At 72.5% G+C, this 15,362-nt stretch carries 12 protein-coding genes; 8 read left to right on the forward strand and 4 right to left on the reverse strand.

The genetic code is table 11. From position 1 onward, the window contains the following. Positions 1-348: 348 nt before the first annotated feature. Positions 349-3,096, forward strand: coding sequence for a pyruvate dehydrogenase (acetyl-transferring), homodimeric type (gene aceE, locus BMX65_RS03540; protein WP_074998577.1), 2,748 nt, complete (start codon positions 349-351; stop codon positions 3,094-3,096). Between the two features lie 133 nt (positions 3,097-3,229). Here aceE and BMX65_RS03545 read toward each other — a convergent pair whose 3' ends face one another. Continuing rightward, positions 3,230-3,634 (reverse strand): peptidase inhibitor family I36 protein, encoded by a 405-nt coding sequence (locus BMX65_RS03545; RefSeq protein ID WP_079171667.1) that lies wholly within the window; start codon positions 3,632-3,634, stop codon positions 3,230-3,232. Between the two features lie 609 nt (positions 3,635-4,243). Beyond that, entirely contained in the window at positions 4,244-5,857 is a 1,614-nt protein-coding gene (locus BMX65_RS03550) for an MFS transporter (protein ID WP_079171668.1), read from the reverse strand. A gap of 110 nt (positions 5,858-5,967) precedes the next feature. On the opposite strand from BMX65_RS03550, the gene BMX65_RS03555 reads away from it, so the two are divergent. From BMX65_RS03555 to BMX65_RS03580, 6 genes are all read left to right on the forward strand, one after another. After that, positions 5,968-6,597 (forward strand): TetR/AcrR family transcriptional regulator, encoded by a 630-nt coding sequence (locus tag BMX65_RS03555; protein ID WP_074998579.1) that lies wholly within the window; start codon positions 5,968-5,970, stop codon positions 6,595-6,597. Between the two features lie 159 nt (positions 6,598-6,756). Continuing rightward, entirely contained in the window at positions 6,757-8,016 is a 1,260-nt protein-coding gene (locus BMX65_RS03560) for an alpha/beta hydrolase (protein WP_074998580.1), read from the forward strand. 134 nt (positions 8,017-8,150) lie between these two features. After that, positions 8,151-9,026, forward strand: a complete 876-nt coding sequence (locus BMX65_RS03565; RefSeq protein WP_074998803.1) for a DUF4429 domain-containing protein — start codon at positions 8,151-8,153, stop codon at positions 9,024-9,026. Further along, on the forward strand, positions 9,023-10,492 hold the full coding sequence (locus BMX65_RS03570) for a sensor histidine kinase (RefSeq protein WP_074998581.1): 1,470 nt from the start codon (positions 9,023-9,025) through the stop codon (positions 10,490-10,492). The genes BMX65_RS03565 and BMX65_RS03570 overlap by 4 nt, the downstream gene beginning before the upstream one ends. A gap of 16 nt (positions 10,493-10,508) precedes the next feature. After that, positions 10,509-11,243, forward strand: a complete 735-nt coding sequence (locus BMX65_RS03575) for a response regulator (RefSeq protein WP_074998582.1) — start codon at positions 10,509-10,511, stop codon at positions 11,241-11,243. 279 nt (positions 11,244-11,522) lie between these two features. After that, on the forward strand, positions 11,523-12,710 hold the full coding sequence (locus BMX65_RS03580) for an alpha/beta hydrolase (RefSeq protein ID WP_074998583.1): 1,188 nt from the start codon (positions 11,523-11,525) through the stop codon (positions 12,708-12,710). 195 nt (positions 12,711-12,905) lie between these two features. On the opposite strand, the gene BMX65_RS03585 is transcribed toward BMX65_RS03580, so the two are convergent. Beyond that, positions 12,906-13,451 carry a MerR family transcriptional regulator gene (locus tag BMX65_RS03585; protein ID WP_074998584.1) on the reverse strand — a complete coding sequence of 182 codons (546 nt, stop codon included), beginning with the start codon at positions 13,449-13,451 and terminating at the stop codon, positions 12,906-12,908. An 85-nt stretch (positions 13,452-13,536) separates the two neighbouring features. Between BMX65_RS03585 and BMX65_RS03590 the strand changes: the two genes are divergently transcribed. Further along, the gene (locus tag BMX65_RS03590) at positions 13,537-14,352 is read left to right on the forward strand and encodes a serine hydrolase domain-containing protein (RefSeq protein ID WP_074998585.1); all 816 of its coding nucleotides are present in this window, start codon (positions 13,537-13,539) and stop codon (positions 14,350-14,352) included. Positions 14,353-14,473: 121 nt separating this feature from the next. Here BMX65_RS03590 and BMX65_RS03595 read toward each other — a convergent pair whose 3' ends face one another. Beyond that, positions 14,474-15,196, reverse strand: a complete 723-nt coding sequence (locus tag BMX65_RS03595; protein ID WP_074998804.1) for a pirin family protein — start codon at positions 15,194-15,196, stop codon at positions 14,474-14,476. Positions 15,197-15,362: the final 166 nt, after the last annotated feature.

Raw genomic sequence — 15,362 nt, forward strand, 5'->3', positions numbered from 1 at the left:
TGATTCAGGCCACATTGCAGCCGCCAGGATCTGCCAGGTTTGCCCCGGCTGACCCGGGGGAGCCGTAAGGGCACCCGGAGGACCGAACGCACGTTTGGGGTGATCGGTGCGGAGTGCGGACCCCGTCCCGGGACGGGCGTAAGGTGACAGGTCGACCGCGTCGTTGCAGCCGCGTACACCCCCTTCCGGAACCGCCTCGAAAGGCGCTGGGTTACTTATCGGTAGAGATGACGTCACAGCAGCGGCGGTCCACGATGGAGGCGGCGCGCCGCTCCGCTGAGCACCATCCAGGGCGTCCGCCGTCGCCCGGCCCCGAGCACCATCCGACCGATACAGCGAAGGAACAGCGTGGCTTCCGGATCCGATCGCAACCCGATCATCATTGGCGGCCTTCCCAGCCAGGTCCCGGATTTCGATCCTGAAGAGACCCAGGAATGGCTCGACTCGCTCGACGCAGCCGTCGACGAGCGCGGACGGGAACGCGCCCGCTACCTCATGCTCCGGCTCATCGAGCGCGCCCGCGAGAAGCGCGTCGCCGTCCCGGAGATGCGCAGCACGGACTATGTGAACACCATCGCGACCAGGGACGAGCCGTTCTTCCCCGGCAACGAGGAGATCGAGCGCAAGATCCTCAACGCGACCCGGTGGAACGCGGCCGTCATGGTCTCGCGCGCCCAGCGGCCCGGGATCGGGGTGGGCGGCCACATCGCCACCTTCGCCTCCTCCGCCTCGCTCTACGACGTGGGCTTCAACCATTTCTTCCGCGGGAAGGACGAGGGCGACGGCGGGGACCAGATCTTCTTCCAGGGCCACGCCTCCCCCGGCATCTACGCCCGCGCCTACCTGCTCGACCGGCTCAGCGAGGCCCAGCTCGACGGCTTCCGCCAGGAGAAGAGCAAGGCGCCGCACGGGCTGCCCAGCTATCCGCATCCGCGGCTGATGCCGGACTTCTGGGAGTTCCCCACCGTCTCCATGGGCCTGGGCCCGATCGGCGCGATCCACCAGGCGCGGATGAACCGCTACATGGAGTCCCGCGGTATCGCCGACACCTCCAAGTCCCGGGTGTGGGCCTTCCTCGGTGACGGCGAGATGGACGAGCCCGAGTCCCTCGGCCAGCTCTCCCTGGCCGCCCGGGAAGGGCTGGACAACCTCACCTTCGTCATCAACTGCAACCTGCAGCGGCTGGACGGGCCGGTCCGGGGCAACGGGAAGGTCATCCAGGAGCTGGAGTCCTACTTCCGAGGCGCCGGCTGGAACGTGATCAAGCTGGTGTGGGACCGCTCCTGGGACCCGCTGCTGGCCCAGGACCGGGACGGTGTGCTGGTCAACAAGCTGAACACGACACCGGACGGCCAGTTCCAGACCTATGCGACCGAGAGCGGCTCCTACATCCGGGAGCACTTCTTCGGCGGCGACCAGCGACTGCGCAAGATGGTCGAGGGCATGACCGACGACCAGCTCCTGCATCTGGGCCGCGGAGGCCACGACCACCGCAAGGTCTATGCGACCTACAAGGCGGCGGCCGAGCACAAGGGGCAGCCGACCGTCATCCTGGCGCAGACGATCAAGGGCTGGACGCTGGGCCCGAACTTCGAGGGCCGCAACGCCACCCATCAGATGAAGAAGCTGACGGTCGACGATCTGAAGGGGTTCCGCGACCGGCTGCATCTGCCCATCCCGGACAGCGAGTTGGAGTCGGGCGTGCCGCCCTACTACCACCCCGGCCGCGACTCCGAGGAGATCCAGTACATGCACGACCGCCGCAAGGAGTGCGGCGGCTATGTGCCGACCCGGGTCAACCGGGCCAAGCCGCTGCGGCTTCCGGACGAGAAGGCGTACGCCACGCTGAAGAAGGGCTCCGGGCACCAGCAGATCGCCACCACGATGGCGTTCGTGCGACTGCTGAAGGACCTGATGCGGGACAAGGAGATCGGCAAGCGCTTCGTGCCGATCGCCCCCGACGAGTACCGCACCTTCGGAATGGACTCCTTCTTCCCCTCGGCCAAGATCTACAACCCGCTGGGGCAGCTCTACGAGTCCGTGGACCGGGAACTCCTGCTGGCCTACAAGGAGTCGCCGACCGGGCAGATGCTGCACGACGGCATCTCCGAGGCCGGCTGCACCGCCGCCACCATCGCCGCGGGCTCCGCCTACGCCACCCACGGCGAGCCGATGATCCCGATCTACGTCTTCTACTCGATGTTCGGCTTCCAGCGGACCGGCGACCAGTTCTGGCAGATGGCCGACCAGATGGCGCGGGGCTTCGTCCTGGGCGCGACCGCGGGGCGCACCACGCTCACGGGCGAGGGGCTCCAGCACGCCGACGGCCACTCGCAACTGCTGGCCTCGACCAACCCCGCCGTGGTGGCCTACGACCCGGCCTTCGGGTTCGAGATCGCCCACATCGTCCGGGACGGGCTGCGCCGGATGTACGGCTCCAGCTCCGAGCATCCGCAGGGCGAGGACGTCTTCTACTACCTGACGGTCTACAACGAGCCCATCCAGCAGCCTGCCGAGCCGGAGGGCGTGGATGTGGAGGGGATCCTCAGGGGCCTCTACCGCTACCGGGCGGCCGACCGGGGCACCCATGCCGCGCAGATCCTGGCGTCCGGTGTGGCCCTGCCGTGGGCGCTGGAGGCACAGCAGATCCTCGCCGAGGAGTGGGACGTGAAGGCCGACGTCTGGTCGGCGACCTCCTGGAACGAACTGCGGCGCGATGCCGTGGAGGTGGAGGAGCACAACCTCCTGCACCCCGACGAGGAACAGCGCGTCCCCTATGTCACCAGCAAACTGCACGCGGCCGAAGGCCCCAAGGTGGCGGTCTCGGACTGGATGCGGGCCGTGCCGGACCAGATCTCGCGCTGGGTGCCGGGCAGCTACCAGTCGCTGGGCGCCGACGGGTTCGGCTTCGCCGACACCCGGGGTGCCGCGCGCCGCTTCTTCCACATCGACGCGCAGTCGATCGTGCTGGGCGTACTGACCGAACTGGCGAAGGAGGGGAAGGTGGACCGCTCCGCGCTGAAGCAGGCCATCGACCGCTACCGGTTGCTGGAGGTCGCGGCGGCGGACCCGGGTACCGCCGGAGGCGACGCCTGACTCAGGTCCCCCTGGTCGGAAGCCCGCAGGCTCCCGACCCCGGTCCGGTGGCCGGATGCGCTCCGTTCCTGGACCGCACCCCGCCACCGGGCCGCGGAACGCGGGCGGGTGCCCCGCGTACCCGGCGGGCACCTCAGTGCTCCCATACCTTGAAGGCACGCACCCGGTAGGGCAGCTCGGGCGTCCAGGATCCCGAGGGGTGGGTGTGGAACTCGGCCGTCTCCGCACACTCCTCGCTCTGGTAGAGCGTGACCGGGCGGCCGGTGCGGTTGGCCGCCGAGGTGGCCGAGGCACCGCCCGTCAGCGGCGTACAGCTCTCGATGTCGATGCCGCGCAGTTCGTGGACGCGCGGTGTGCCCTTGAACTCCGCACGCTCCCAGAGGCACAGCTCCCCCGGTCCGCACTCTCCCAGCCTGGGCGCACCCTTCCCCTCGGCGGCCTGGTGGTGCGCGGCGGAACCCAGCACCGCCGCCCGCTGCTGGGGCTGGGCCCCCACCGGCTGCGCGGCGGCTGTCAGCGCCACCGCCAGCGCGGTCACGGCCAGGACTCCGGCCGTCGTCCTCGGACCTCGTCCGAACATGCCTCGCACGGCTGATCACTCCCCCGCTGAAGGCCGGGCACCTCGTCGCCCGGCGTGTGACCAGCATGTCCGCGCCGCGGAAGGGCAGCCAAGAGCAAGCGGCCCGGTTCACCGGGACAGGTGGTGGAGTTGTCCACAACTCGCGAGTTATCCACCGTCACCGGCGACACCGGGCCTGGAAGAACCGATACGCCGCGCTGAGTGCCCGATCGGTGCGGGGCAGCGGAGGCACAGCAGCAGGACGTATCGGGCAGGACCTACCCAGCCCGAAGCGTGCCCCCGCCCCGGGGCGGGCCCGGGGCGGGCTCAGCCCCGGACTCGCCGCGCCCCGGTCCGGGACGTGCTCGGCACGCCCGGACCGGGGCGTGCCCGCGGGCCGGCACGGGGCGCCGCTGCTTCCCGGTTCCCGTCGGCGGGTCTGCGGCGCCAGCGGCGCCAGCGGCGCCAGCGGCGCCAGCGCAGCGGCAACGGCGTCGGCGAGGGTCCGCCGTGCCCCGCAACCCGCGAACCGGCTCCGGCGAACCGTTCCCGAAGGGCCTCGCGCGAGGCCCTTCGGGAACGGCCGCCTCAGACGTGCACGGAAGGCCCGGCGTCGTTCTTGCCGCGACTGGTGAAGACGGCCACGCCCGCGGCCAGGACCGAGACGATGCCCGCGCAGATGAACGCCAGGCCCATGCCCGAGACGAAGGCGCCGTGCACGGCGTGCTCGATCGCCTCCGCCATCCGTTCCGGCGTCCCCTTCGGCACGGGTGCGATGCCCACCTCGGCCGCGTCCCTGAGGGCTGCCTCCTTCTCACCCGACAGCGGCGGCAGCTTGGCCTCGGCCCACTTGCGGGGCAGTTCACTGCCGACCCGGGAGGCCATCACGGCGCCGAGCACCGCCGTCCCGAGGCTGCCGCCCACCTGCATGGCGGCCTGCTGGAGCCCGCCCGCGACACCCGCGTGCTGCAGCGGCGCGTTGCCGACGATCACTTCGGTGGCACCGACCATCACCGGTGCGAGTCCGAGGCCCAGCAGGGCGAACCACAGGGAGGTGACGCCCATGCCGCTGTCCGCCTCCAGGGTGGAGAGTCCGAACATGGCGACGGCCGCCAGGATCATGGCGCCGGCCAGCGGAACGCGGGGGCCGACCTTGGTGATGACCGCGCCCGCCAGCGGCGAGGCGACGATCATCATGGCGGTGAGCGGCAGCAGGCGCAGCCCGCTGTCCACCGGCGAGAGGCCGTTGACGTTCTGCAGGTAGAAGGTGACGAAGAAGATGCCGCCCATGAAGCCGAAGGCCATGAGCACCATCAGGACGGTTCCGGCGGTCAGCGGTATCGAGCGGAACATGCTCATGGGCAGCAGCGGTTCGGCGACCCTGGTCTCCCAGAAGCCGAAGACACCGAAGGCCAGCGCCGAGACGGCCAGGAATCCGAGGGTCCTGGGGTCGCCCCAGTGCCAGTCGGGCGCCTTGATGATGGCCCAGACGAGGCAGAACATGGCACCGGACAGCAGGAGGATGCCGAGCAGGTCGAAGGACCGGGGCGCGTCCTTCGACCGCCGGTCCAGCAGCAGGACGAGTCCCATCACCAGTGCGAGCGCGCCGACCGGGATGTTGATGAAGAAGACCGACTCCCAGCCCTTGTGCTCGACCAGCAGCCCACCGACGATCGGCCCGGCCGCCGTCGAGGCGCCGATGACCGCACCCCAGATGCCGATGGCCGCGTTCAGCCGCTCGGCGGGGAAGGAGGCGCGCAGCAGGCCCAGTGCGGCCGGCATCAGCAGGGCGCCGCACAGGCCCTGGAGCACCCGGAAGGTGATGACGAGTGCCACGCTGCCGGACAGGCCGATGGCGGCGGAGGCGGCGGCGAAGCCGACCACGCCGCCGAGGAAGGTCTGCCGGTGCCCGAAGCGGTCGCCCAGCTTGCCCGCGGTGATCAGCGAGACCGCGAGCGCGAGCAGATAGCCGTTGGTGATCCACTGGACATCGGCCAGGGAGGCGTCGAGGTCGTGCTGGATGGCGGGGTTGGCGATGGCGACGATCGTCCCGTCGAGGGCGACCATCGCGACCCCGAAGGCGACGGTGACGAGGGTCAGCCACGGGTGTCCGCGCAGCCCGCTGCGGGGCTCCCGGCCGCCGCCGTCGGCGGGTGCTGGATCCGGCGCGTCGTCCGCGACGGTGCTGGTCTGGGTGGTCATGGCCGGAGGATAATGACAGTCGCTGACAATTGACAAACGAAATTATTAGTCGGTAAATGTCAGTTGGCACTCACGCATCGTGAGCGCATCGCCGGAGAGAGGAAGCGGCATTGACGGGGCTGCGCGAACGGAAGAAACAGCGCACAAGAGACGCGCTGATCGTGGCCGCCCACGAACTCTTCGTCACGCAGGGCTACGAATCCACCACCGTCGACCAGATCGCCGAGGCCGTCGACGTCTCCCAGCGCACCTTCTTCCGCTACTTCACGAACAAGGAGGAGGTCGCGCTCTTCCTGCAGAACATGGTGGAACGCCTCTACTACGAAGCCGTGTGCGCCCGCCCGGTGGCCGAGCCTCCGCTGGAGTGCCTGCGCAGCACCCTCGACGACGTGTGGGACGACGTCGGCGTGGCGGTCGAAGAGATCACCCCGCTCGACCTCTATCTGAAGATGTGCCAGGTCATCGAGGTGACCCCGTCCCTGCTGGCCGCGCACCTGCGGCATTCGCTGCTGATGGAGGAGAAGCTCGTCCAGGAGGTCGCCCGGCGCACCGGGGTGGACGCCGACCAGGATCCGCGGCCGCGGGTGCTGGTCGCCGCCTTCACCGGGGTGATGCGCACCGCCGCCCGGCAGTGGAGCATGCGCAGCGACGCCTCGCTGGAGACGGCACGCGAGGTCACCCGCGACTACACCGCGCAACTGAGCCCCGCTCTCGGCTCCGACTGGGGACGGCGGCGCTGAGCCCGGCACCCGGGCCCACGACTCCAGTTGCGCTCCGTGACCGCCGCGCGGTACGGACGCGCCACCCCGGCCCGACCGGGCAGTACGAAACGTGAGATGACTCACCCGGAGGTCCTGAATGCGGGACCGCTCAGCGGCATCTCTTAAGGTGTCGCCCCAGTGACTTACTTCCCCGCACCAGGCAACCCGTTGTCCGGACTCGGCGTCCCCGCACCAGGCGCCCCGGGCATCACGGTCTGGCGTGCGGTGCTCGCCCTGACCGTCGTCCTCGTCCTGCTGGCGACATCCGGCTGGACAGCGGTGCGCAAGCACCAGGCGGAGGACGGGCCGCGGGCAGCAGCCGTGCACGCCTGGAAGAAAGCCTCCCTCGCCGGACGCCCCCTGCCCGCCCCCGACGCCCCGCCCGGCAGCATCGCCCGCTACTTCGCCGGGCTGAGCCGGGCCCAGCAGCGCGACCTCGCCGCACGCTTCCCCCTCGTGGTGGGCAACCTCGGCGGCGCACCCCTGGAGCTGCGCTACCGGGCGAACCGCACCGCGCTGCTCCAGGCCCGCGACACCGAGCGCAAGCGGATGCGGGACGAGCGGCTGACCGAAGAGGGCCGCAGCCAGGCGGAGCAGCGGATGCACCGCTTCACCTCGATGCTGAGCCCGCAGCGGCAGATCCTCGCCTTCGACCCGACCGGGCGCGGCCGGGCCGCCGAGGTCTTCGGCGACCTGCGGGACGCCCGGCGGGTCTCGGTGGTCGTCCCCGGCGTCGACACCGAGCTGCTGACCTTCGAGAAGTCGGCGCGGCAGTACTCGGCGCCGGTCGGCATGGCCGACTCGCTGCAACAGCAGCAGCACGCCATCCGCCCCGGCGTGCACACGGCGACCATCGCCTGGGCCGACTACACCGCGCCCGCCGGGCTCGGCGTGGACGCCGCCTCGGGCGGAGACGCCGAGAACGGCGCGGTACGACTGGACGACCTGGTCCGCGCCCTGCCCGCCACCTCCGCCGCGGACGCACCCGAGGTCGCGCTGTTCTGCCACAGCTACGGATCTGTGGTCTGCGGGGTGGCGGCGCGCCGGCTGCCGGACAGCGTCACCGACATCGCCGTCGCGGGCAGCCCGGGGATGCGGGCCGACAACGCGGCGCAGCTCGGCACCCGCGCCCACGTCTGGGCGATGCGGGACGACGACGACTGGATCGCCGACGTCCCCCACCTGGACGTCGGAGGGCTCGGGCACGGTGCGGACCCGGTGGCGGACGGCTTCGGCGCCCGGCAACTGTCCGCCCGCGGCGCCGTCGGCCACACCGGCTACTTCGTGCCGCACACCAGCAGCCTCGCCAACTTCGCCGCGATCGGCACCGGCGCCTACCAGGACGTCACCTGCGCCTCCTCCGACCCGGAGTGCTCCGTGGTCCCGGGCGCCTCCTGACGGCACGCACGACGCCCGCAGCACTCCGCCGGGCCGCGCACCGCGCCGCCGGATCCCCCCGAATCTGCGCGCGTAGCACCACGGAGCGCGGCGGAGGGGGGACGGACAGCCGACCGCCGCATACGATGGCCCACATGGGTGACGTACTGGCTGGAATTCACTCCACCTGGGAGTTCACAACGGACTCCGTGCTCATCCGCTTCGAACGGGGGATTCGCACGCCGAAGCTCTTCCAGGTGCTCGGGGAACGGCGTATCCCGTACGAGGCGCTGAGCACCGTCGAGCTGGCCCCGGGCGGCAAGCGCGGCACCGTCGTGCTGCGCGCCGTGCCCCGGGAGGGCGCGGACCCGCTGCTGGAAGCGGCAGCCGGACAGCTCAAGGAGAGCAGCGACCCCTACCGGCTGGTGCTGCCCGCCGAGCGCGAGCCGCTGGCGGACCGCTACGCGGCCGAGTTGCGGGCCGCCCTGCCCCCGGAGGCGGCCAAACCGGCGCAGGACCACCTGGTCGCCGCGCCCTCCGCCCCGCAGAGCTTCAAGGCGTACGACGGGAAGGCGTCCTTCGACGGCACGGGAGTCGGCTTCCGCTGGTTCTGGACGGGTGCCTCGACGGCCAAGTGGAAGGCGGGCGACCAGTACTTCCCCGTCGGCGAGCTGGAGGGTGTCGAGTGGAACTCGCCGGAGGGACCCGGCGGCCATCTGCGGCTGCGCCCGCGCGGAGCCGAGATCCTCGCGGAGGCCGACCAGGACCCGGCCTCCGTGGTGTTCGGCCTCGGCTACGGCCCCGTCTACGAGTCCCTGCCCTTCGCCGCCTCGGTCCTGGAGGCGGTACGGGCGGCCGGGCCGGTGCGGGGCACCGAGGGCATCTGTTCGGCCCCCGCACCGCAGCCCTCCCGATCGGACCCGGCGGATGTGGCCGAACGCATCCGGCACCTCGGTGAGCTGCACGACGCCGGGCTGCTGACCGACCACGAGTTCACCGCCAAGAAGGCGGAGCTGCTGGCGGAGCTGTGACGCCAGGACCCGGACTCTCCGCCCTGTGGGGCCAACTGCGCTCGCTCGCCGTCGCACTGGCCACCCCCGCCGCCTCGCGTGAGCCGCTGCTGGGGCACGCGGCCTCCCGCACCGTGCGACTGCTGCCCTATGTGCTGGCGTCCGGCTTCGCGATCGTGCTCCTCCCGGTGACCACCCAGGTGCTCTCGCACGACTTCGCGGTACCCGGCGGCTGGGCCGGTGCGCTGAGCGTGGCGCAGACCGCGCCCCTGATCCTGGCGGTGACCCGGCCGCTGACCGCCTGGTGGATCGTCTTCGGTGCGGACCTGGTCGGCGCCTTGGTGCTGCTGATGACGAGCGAAGGTGCCGGACGGCCCTGGCCGTGGCCGCCGATGGTGATCGTGGGCTGCCTGGTGCTGTATCTGGCGCTGGCGCTGCGCGAGAGCCGCCGCACGCTGCTCGCCGTCTGGCTCGTGACGGTGTCCGCCTCGCTCGCGCTGGGGTTCGCCGCACCCGAGCGCAGCGAGGGGACGAACGTCCTGCTGATCGTGCTCACCGGCGCCGTACTCCTGCTCGGGGCATCGCTGCGGGAGCGGGCCGAGGCGCAGCGGCGACTGGCCGAGCAGGAGCACATCAGCGAGGCCGAACGCGCCCAGCGCACCCTGCTCGAGGAGCGCGCCCGGATCGCCCGGGAACTGCACGACGTGGTCGCGCACCACATGTCCGTCATCACCGTCCAGGCCGACAGTGCGCCCTACCGGATCGCGGAGATGCCGCAGGAGGCACGCGAGGAGTTCGGCTCCATCGCCGCCGCCGCACGCGAGTCGCTGGCCGAGATGCGCCGCCTGCTCGGCGTCCTGCGCAGCGAGAGCGCCCGCGGTGAACGAGCCCCCCAGCCCGGCCTGGAGCGGCTGGAGCAGCTCGTGGAGGCGACCGTACGCGCCGGAGTGCCCACCGAGCTGAACCTCTCGCTGCCCGGCGCGGAGGACGGGGGCGGGAGAGGGGACGAGGCCGCGACGGGGACCAGTGCCGGTGCGGCGGGTGCGGATTCCGCTGTGGCCCCGACCGTGACGCTCTCGGCGTACCGGATCGTCCAGGAGGCGCTCGCCAACGTGGTGCGGCACGCGCCCGGTGCACGGACCCGCGTCTCGGTGTCGGTGGCGGACGGGGGCCTGCTGTCCGTGCTGGTCGTCAACGGCGCCTCGCCGGAGCCGGAAGCGGCCCCGCTGGAGACGGCCGGCACCGGGCACGGCCTGGTGGGGATGCGGGAACGGGTGCGGCTGGTCGGCGGGAGCCTGCAGGTCGGTGCGCTGCCCGACGGCGGGTTCCGGGTCGCGGCCCGACTGCCGCTGCACCCGTCCCCCGCCGCTCCGCCCGGACGGCACGACGAGGCGTCCCCCGAGGCCGATGCGCGGGACGCGGAGCAGGACCGGACCTCCGAGCACGCACCCCACCCGCGGCACACCGGCTCCACCCCGACCGTATGAAAGGCACCCCGACAGCATGAACGGCATCGGCGCGTCCGGCGCTTCCCCGACCGGCCGGGTGACCCGCCTGGTCATCGTCGACGACCAGGCCATGGTCCGGGCGGGATTCGCCGCGCTGCTGGCCGCCCAGAGCGACATCGACGTGGTGGGCGAGGCGCCCGACGGCGCGGCCGGCGTCGAGCTGTGCCGCCGCACCCACCCCGACGTGGTGCTGATGGATGTCCGGATGCCGCGGTTGAACGGCCTGGAGGCGGCCGAGCAGCTCCTCGACCCGCCGCCGGGCGTCACCCACCGGCCCAAGGTGCTGATGCTGACCACGTTCGACGTGGACGACTACGTGTACGAGGCGCTGCGGCTGGGTGCCAGCGGGTTCCTGCTCAAGGACGCGCCGCCGGCCGATCTGATCGCCGCGGTGCGGGTGGTCGCCGAGGGCGAGGCCCTGTTGGCGCCCTCCGTGACCCGGCGGCTGATCGCCGAGTTCGCCCGGCAGCGGTCCGGGAACGGATCGCGGCGGGGGCGCGCCCCGGCGTCCGCACTGCGGCTGAAGGCACTCACCGAGCGGGAGACCGAAGTGCTGGAACTCGTGGCCCGCGGACGGTCCAACACCGAGATCGCCGAGTTTCTCGTACTGGCCGAGCAGACGGTGAAGACCCATGTGAGCCGCGTCTTCGCCAAGCTGGGACTGCGCGACCGGGCCCAGGCCGTCGTCTTCGCCTACGAGTCGGGACTGGTCACGCCGGGCGACCGGTAGCTCCGCCGCCCCGCGGCGGTCGCGGGCCCGCGACCGCACACCGGCCCGCCGCCGCACACCGGCCCGCGGCCCCAGCGGTCCCGGGACTCCGGCCCGGGACTCCGGCCCGGGACTCCACCGGCTCTCCGCGCGCGGGTTCCACGCACCCTGCGCCCACCCCCTACCCCGGTAGCATCCGCCGGTTGGCTCCGCAGTGTGACGCCCCGCGGACGACCGGAGCCGCACGCTCCTTCTGCCGCCTCCGGAGACTCCGCGGGCGGCGGGAGGAGGGACAGGCCCATGAAGCGCCGCCGCACGCGTGCTCTGCTCGTCGCCCCGCTGGTGGGAGCGGTGCTGGCCACCACGGTCGGAGTCACCAGCGGAACGGAGCAGACGCCGGTGACCGGGCCCGCACCGGGTGCCGCCGCCTGGCGCGCAGACAGTGCGCTGGGGCGCACGCTGCCGGACCCCGCAACGGCGAGCCCCGAACGGGTCGCCGGATTCTTCGCGGAGCTGAGCGGAAACGAACGGCGGGGGCTGGTGCGGCGCCATCCGATGACGGTGGGAAATCTGGACGGCGTCCCCTTGCGTGTCAGATATCAGGCGAACCGGCTGGCGCTCAAGCGGGAGCAGCGGAGACAGTCGGCGCGGGCAACGGCGGAGGGGCTGACCCGGGAGGACCACCGGCAGGCCCGGGAGAAGGTCCGGCGGTACGCCCGGCTGCTCGCTCCCGGACGGCAGATCCTCGCCTTCGATCCGCGCGGCCGGGGCCAGATCGCCGAGGTCTTCGGAGACCTCGCGCACGCCACCCGGACCGCGGTCGTCGTCCCCGGCTCCGACATCGACCTGGCCGACTTCGACCGCGGCGGCGAGAACCGCTACGGCAGGCCCGCCGGGATGGCCGCCGCGCTGCACGACCGGATGGTGCGGCGCGCCCCGCACACCCGCAGCGCCGTCGTCGCCTGGGTCGGCTACACCACGCCGGTCGGCCTGGGCCCGGACGCCGCGACGGGAAAGCTCGCGGAGGCCGGGGCACCGCGGCTGGTGCGCTTCCTGGCCGGGCTGAAGCGGACCGGGGCACCGGCACCCGCGGTGCTGTGCCACAGCTACGGATCGGTCGTGTGCGGACGGGCCGCGTCCCGGCTCGACCGGTCCGAGGCCGCCGGGCTGATCGTCTTCGGCTCCCCGGGAATGCGGGCCGGCTCGGTGGCGGACCTGCACACCCGGGTGCCGGTGTGGGCGGCACGTGCCGCCGAGGACTGGATCGGCCGCGTGCCGCACGTGCGGGTGCTCGGCCTGGGCCACGGCACCGACCCCGCGGACCCCGGGTTCGGAGCCCGTGTCGTCACCGCGGCCGACGCCGACGGGCACAGCGGCTATCTGAAGCCGGGCACCGACTCGCTGGACAACTTCGCCTCGATCGCACTGCGTGCCTACGGCACGGTCCGGTGCGCCCCCGCCTCCCGGGAGTGCGCCGACGCCCGTTGAGGTCCACGTGCCGGGTGAGCGGCGGGCGGATGGTCCGCGCACCGGGCGGGCAGGCGCGCGCCGGTCGGGTACGCACGGGGCGGGCGGCCGGACACCGGACGAGGCGCACACGGCCCGGGCGCTGGGCGCAGGGCACCGGGGCGGGCCGCGACTGCGCGCGCGCCCCGCCCCGGCACCACGGAGCGAGGACCGCGGCTACGCGTCGGCCGCGGAGCGGGCGGATCGGGCGGATCGGGCCTCGGCTGCGTCAGCGGTGGCCGAGGCCATGACCGCGCGGGTCGCCGGGAGATCGCCGGTGCTGCGCGAGTAGTGGTCGATCTTGTAGTCGAGGACCTCGAGCGTGCCGTGCAGTTCGGCGATCCGGGCGAGCACGTCCTGGCGGGTGGCCTCCAGGAGGGCCTTGCGCTCGCCGAATGTCTGCTCGCCCTGACGCACCATGTCCGCGTAGCGCACCATGTCCGCCACGGGCATCCCGGTCAGCCGGAGTTTGCCGACCAGATCCAGCCAGTTCAGATCCCGGTCGGAGAAGCGGCGCTGGCCGGTGTGGGACCTGTCCACATGCGGCATCAGACCGATCCGCTCGTACCAGCGCAGGGTGTGCGCGCTCAGTCCGCTCAGCTCCGCGGCCTCGCTGATGGTGTAGCGCTGCGGCCCGTCGGCCTGTCGGCCGGTGCGGGGGGCCTCGGCGCACCGCGCCGGGGTCCGGGGCTGCGATGTCGGCGGTTCCTCCGGCTGCGTCATGGTCACAAGTGAACGCTACGGACTTGGAGTGCGCTCGAAGCAAGGGGGGAATCGTCGGCACTTCGGCGCCGTTAGGCTCGGTGCCATGGACAGCCTGCGGATGATCGAGACCTGGCCGGTGCCCACAGCCGCGGCGGCCGTCGTACGCGCCGACGGGACCGTGGCCGGGACCCGCGGCCCGGCCGCGCAGCGCTTCGCGCTGGCCTCGGTCACCAAGCCGCTGACCGCCTACGCGGCGCTGATGGCGCTGGAGGAGGGCGCCGTCGAACTGGACGAACCTGCCGGACCCGAAGGGTCGACGGTGCGGCACCTGCTGGCGCACACCTCGGGGCTGGCCTTCGACGAACCCCGGACCATGGCCGAGCCCGGCACCCGCCGGATCTACTCGAACGCGGGATTCGAAGCACTGGCCGACCATCTCGCCAAAGCGACCGAGATGCCCTTCCCGCAGTATCTGCGCGAGGGCGTGCTCGATCCGCTGGGCATGGCGGGCACCGAACTGGACGGCTCGGCCGCCAAGGACGGCTTCTCCACCCTGGCCGACCTGACCCGTTTCGCCGCCGAACTGCAGTCCCCCACGCTGCTGGACCCCTCCACGGTGCGGCAGGCGACCTCGGTGGTCTTCCCCGGGCTCAGCGGGGTGCTGCCCGGCTACGGTCATCAGAAGCCGAACGACTGGGGCCTGGGGTTCGAGATCCGCGGCGCCAAGTCCCCGCACTGGACGGGCGAGACGTCCGCACCCGGCACTTTCGGACACTTCGGCCAGTCCGGCACGTTCCTGTGGGTCGACCCGCGGGCCGGCGCGGCCTGCGTGGTATTGACCGACCGGGACTTCGGGCCCTGGGCCGTGGAGGCGTGGACACCGTTCACCGACGCGGTGCTGGCCGAGTTGGCGGGCTGAGGCGGCATACGCACCACCGCGTACGCGGGAGGACCCCACGCGACGGCGTACGCGGGAGAGCGTATGCGGCAGGAGGCCGCACGCCGTGGTGCGGGGACTCGGCCGGCAGGCGGGAGGAGGCTCAGCCGTAGGCGGGCTCCGCGTGCATCTCCCACAGCAGCAGTTCGGCCCCGCCCTCGGCACGCAGTTCCCGGCCCGCCCGCTGTCCGGTCAGGCGCGCCGCGTCGCCCTCCCCCAGCACCGGCCCGTCCGGCGTCGTGCCGTTCAGCGCCGTACCGTCCAGTGCCGTGCCGTCCAGCAGCACGCGGCCGCGCGCGACATGGACGTAGCAGTAGGCCGCGTCGGGCACCGCAGCGCGCTCCCCGTCGGCGAGGCGGCGCACGTGCAGCACGGCCTCGGTGCGCGGCAGCGCGAACGGGGTGCTGTCCGCGATGCCCCGCACCACCTCGTACTCGGGTGCGGTGCCGAACACGCCCGGAACCAGCCACATCTGGACGAAGCGCAGCTCATCAGTGCCCGCGTTGCGTTCGCTGTGCCGCACACCGCTGCCGGCGCCGAGCCGCTGCACGTCACCGGGGCGCACCACGGTGGCGTGCCCGGCGGAATCGGTGTGCTCCAGCTCGCCCTCGACGACCCAGGTGACGATCTCCACATCGCGGTGCGGGTGCGTGTCGAATCCGGCACCCGGTGCGAGCCGCTCCTCGTTGCAGGCCACCAGCAGGCCGAAGCCGGTGTTGCCCGGGTCGTAGAAACCGGAGAAGGAGAAGGCGTGCCGGGTGTCGATCCCGGCGCCCGCGTCACCGCCCCGATACCTGTCCTCGGCCCGCCACACAACCTGTGTCATGCGCCCCACGGTAGCCGCGGAGCCGCCGGGCAGGGCACGGCCCTCGGCCGGCGTGCGGGCGGCGGGATGCGCCGTGCGCCGGAGCCGGCGCACGCCCCATCGCGCTCCTCGGCCGGGGGCGAGGAGAAGGGCCCGAGCTCGGATCCTTCGCCGGCCCCTCGCGCCC

This window comes from Streptomyces qinglanensis (assembly GCF_900111245.1).
Taxonomy (GTDB): Bacteria; Actinomycetota; Actinomycetes; order Streptomycetales; family Streptomycetaceae; genus Streptomyces; species Streptomyces qinglanensis.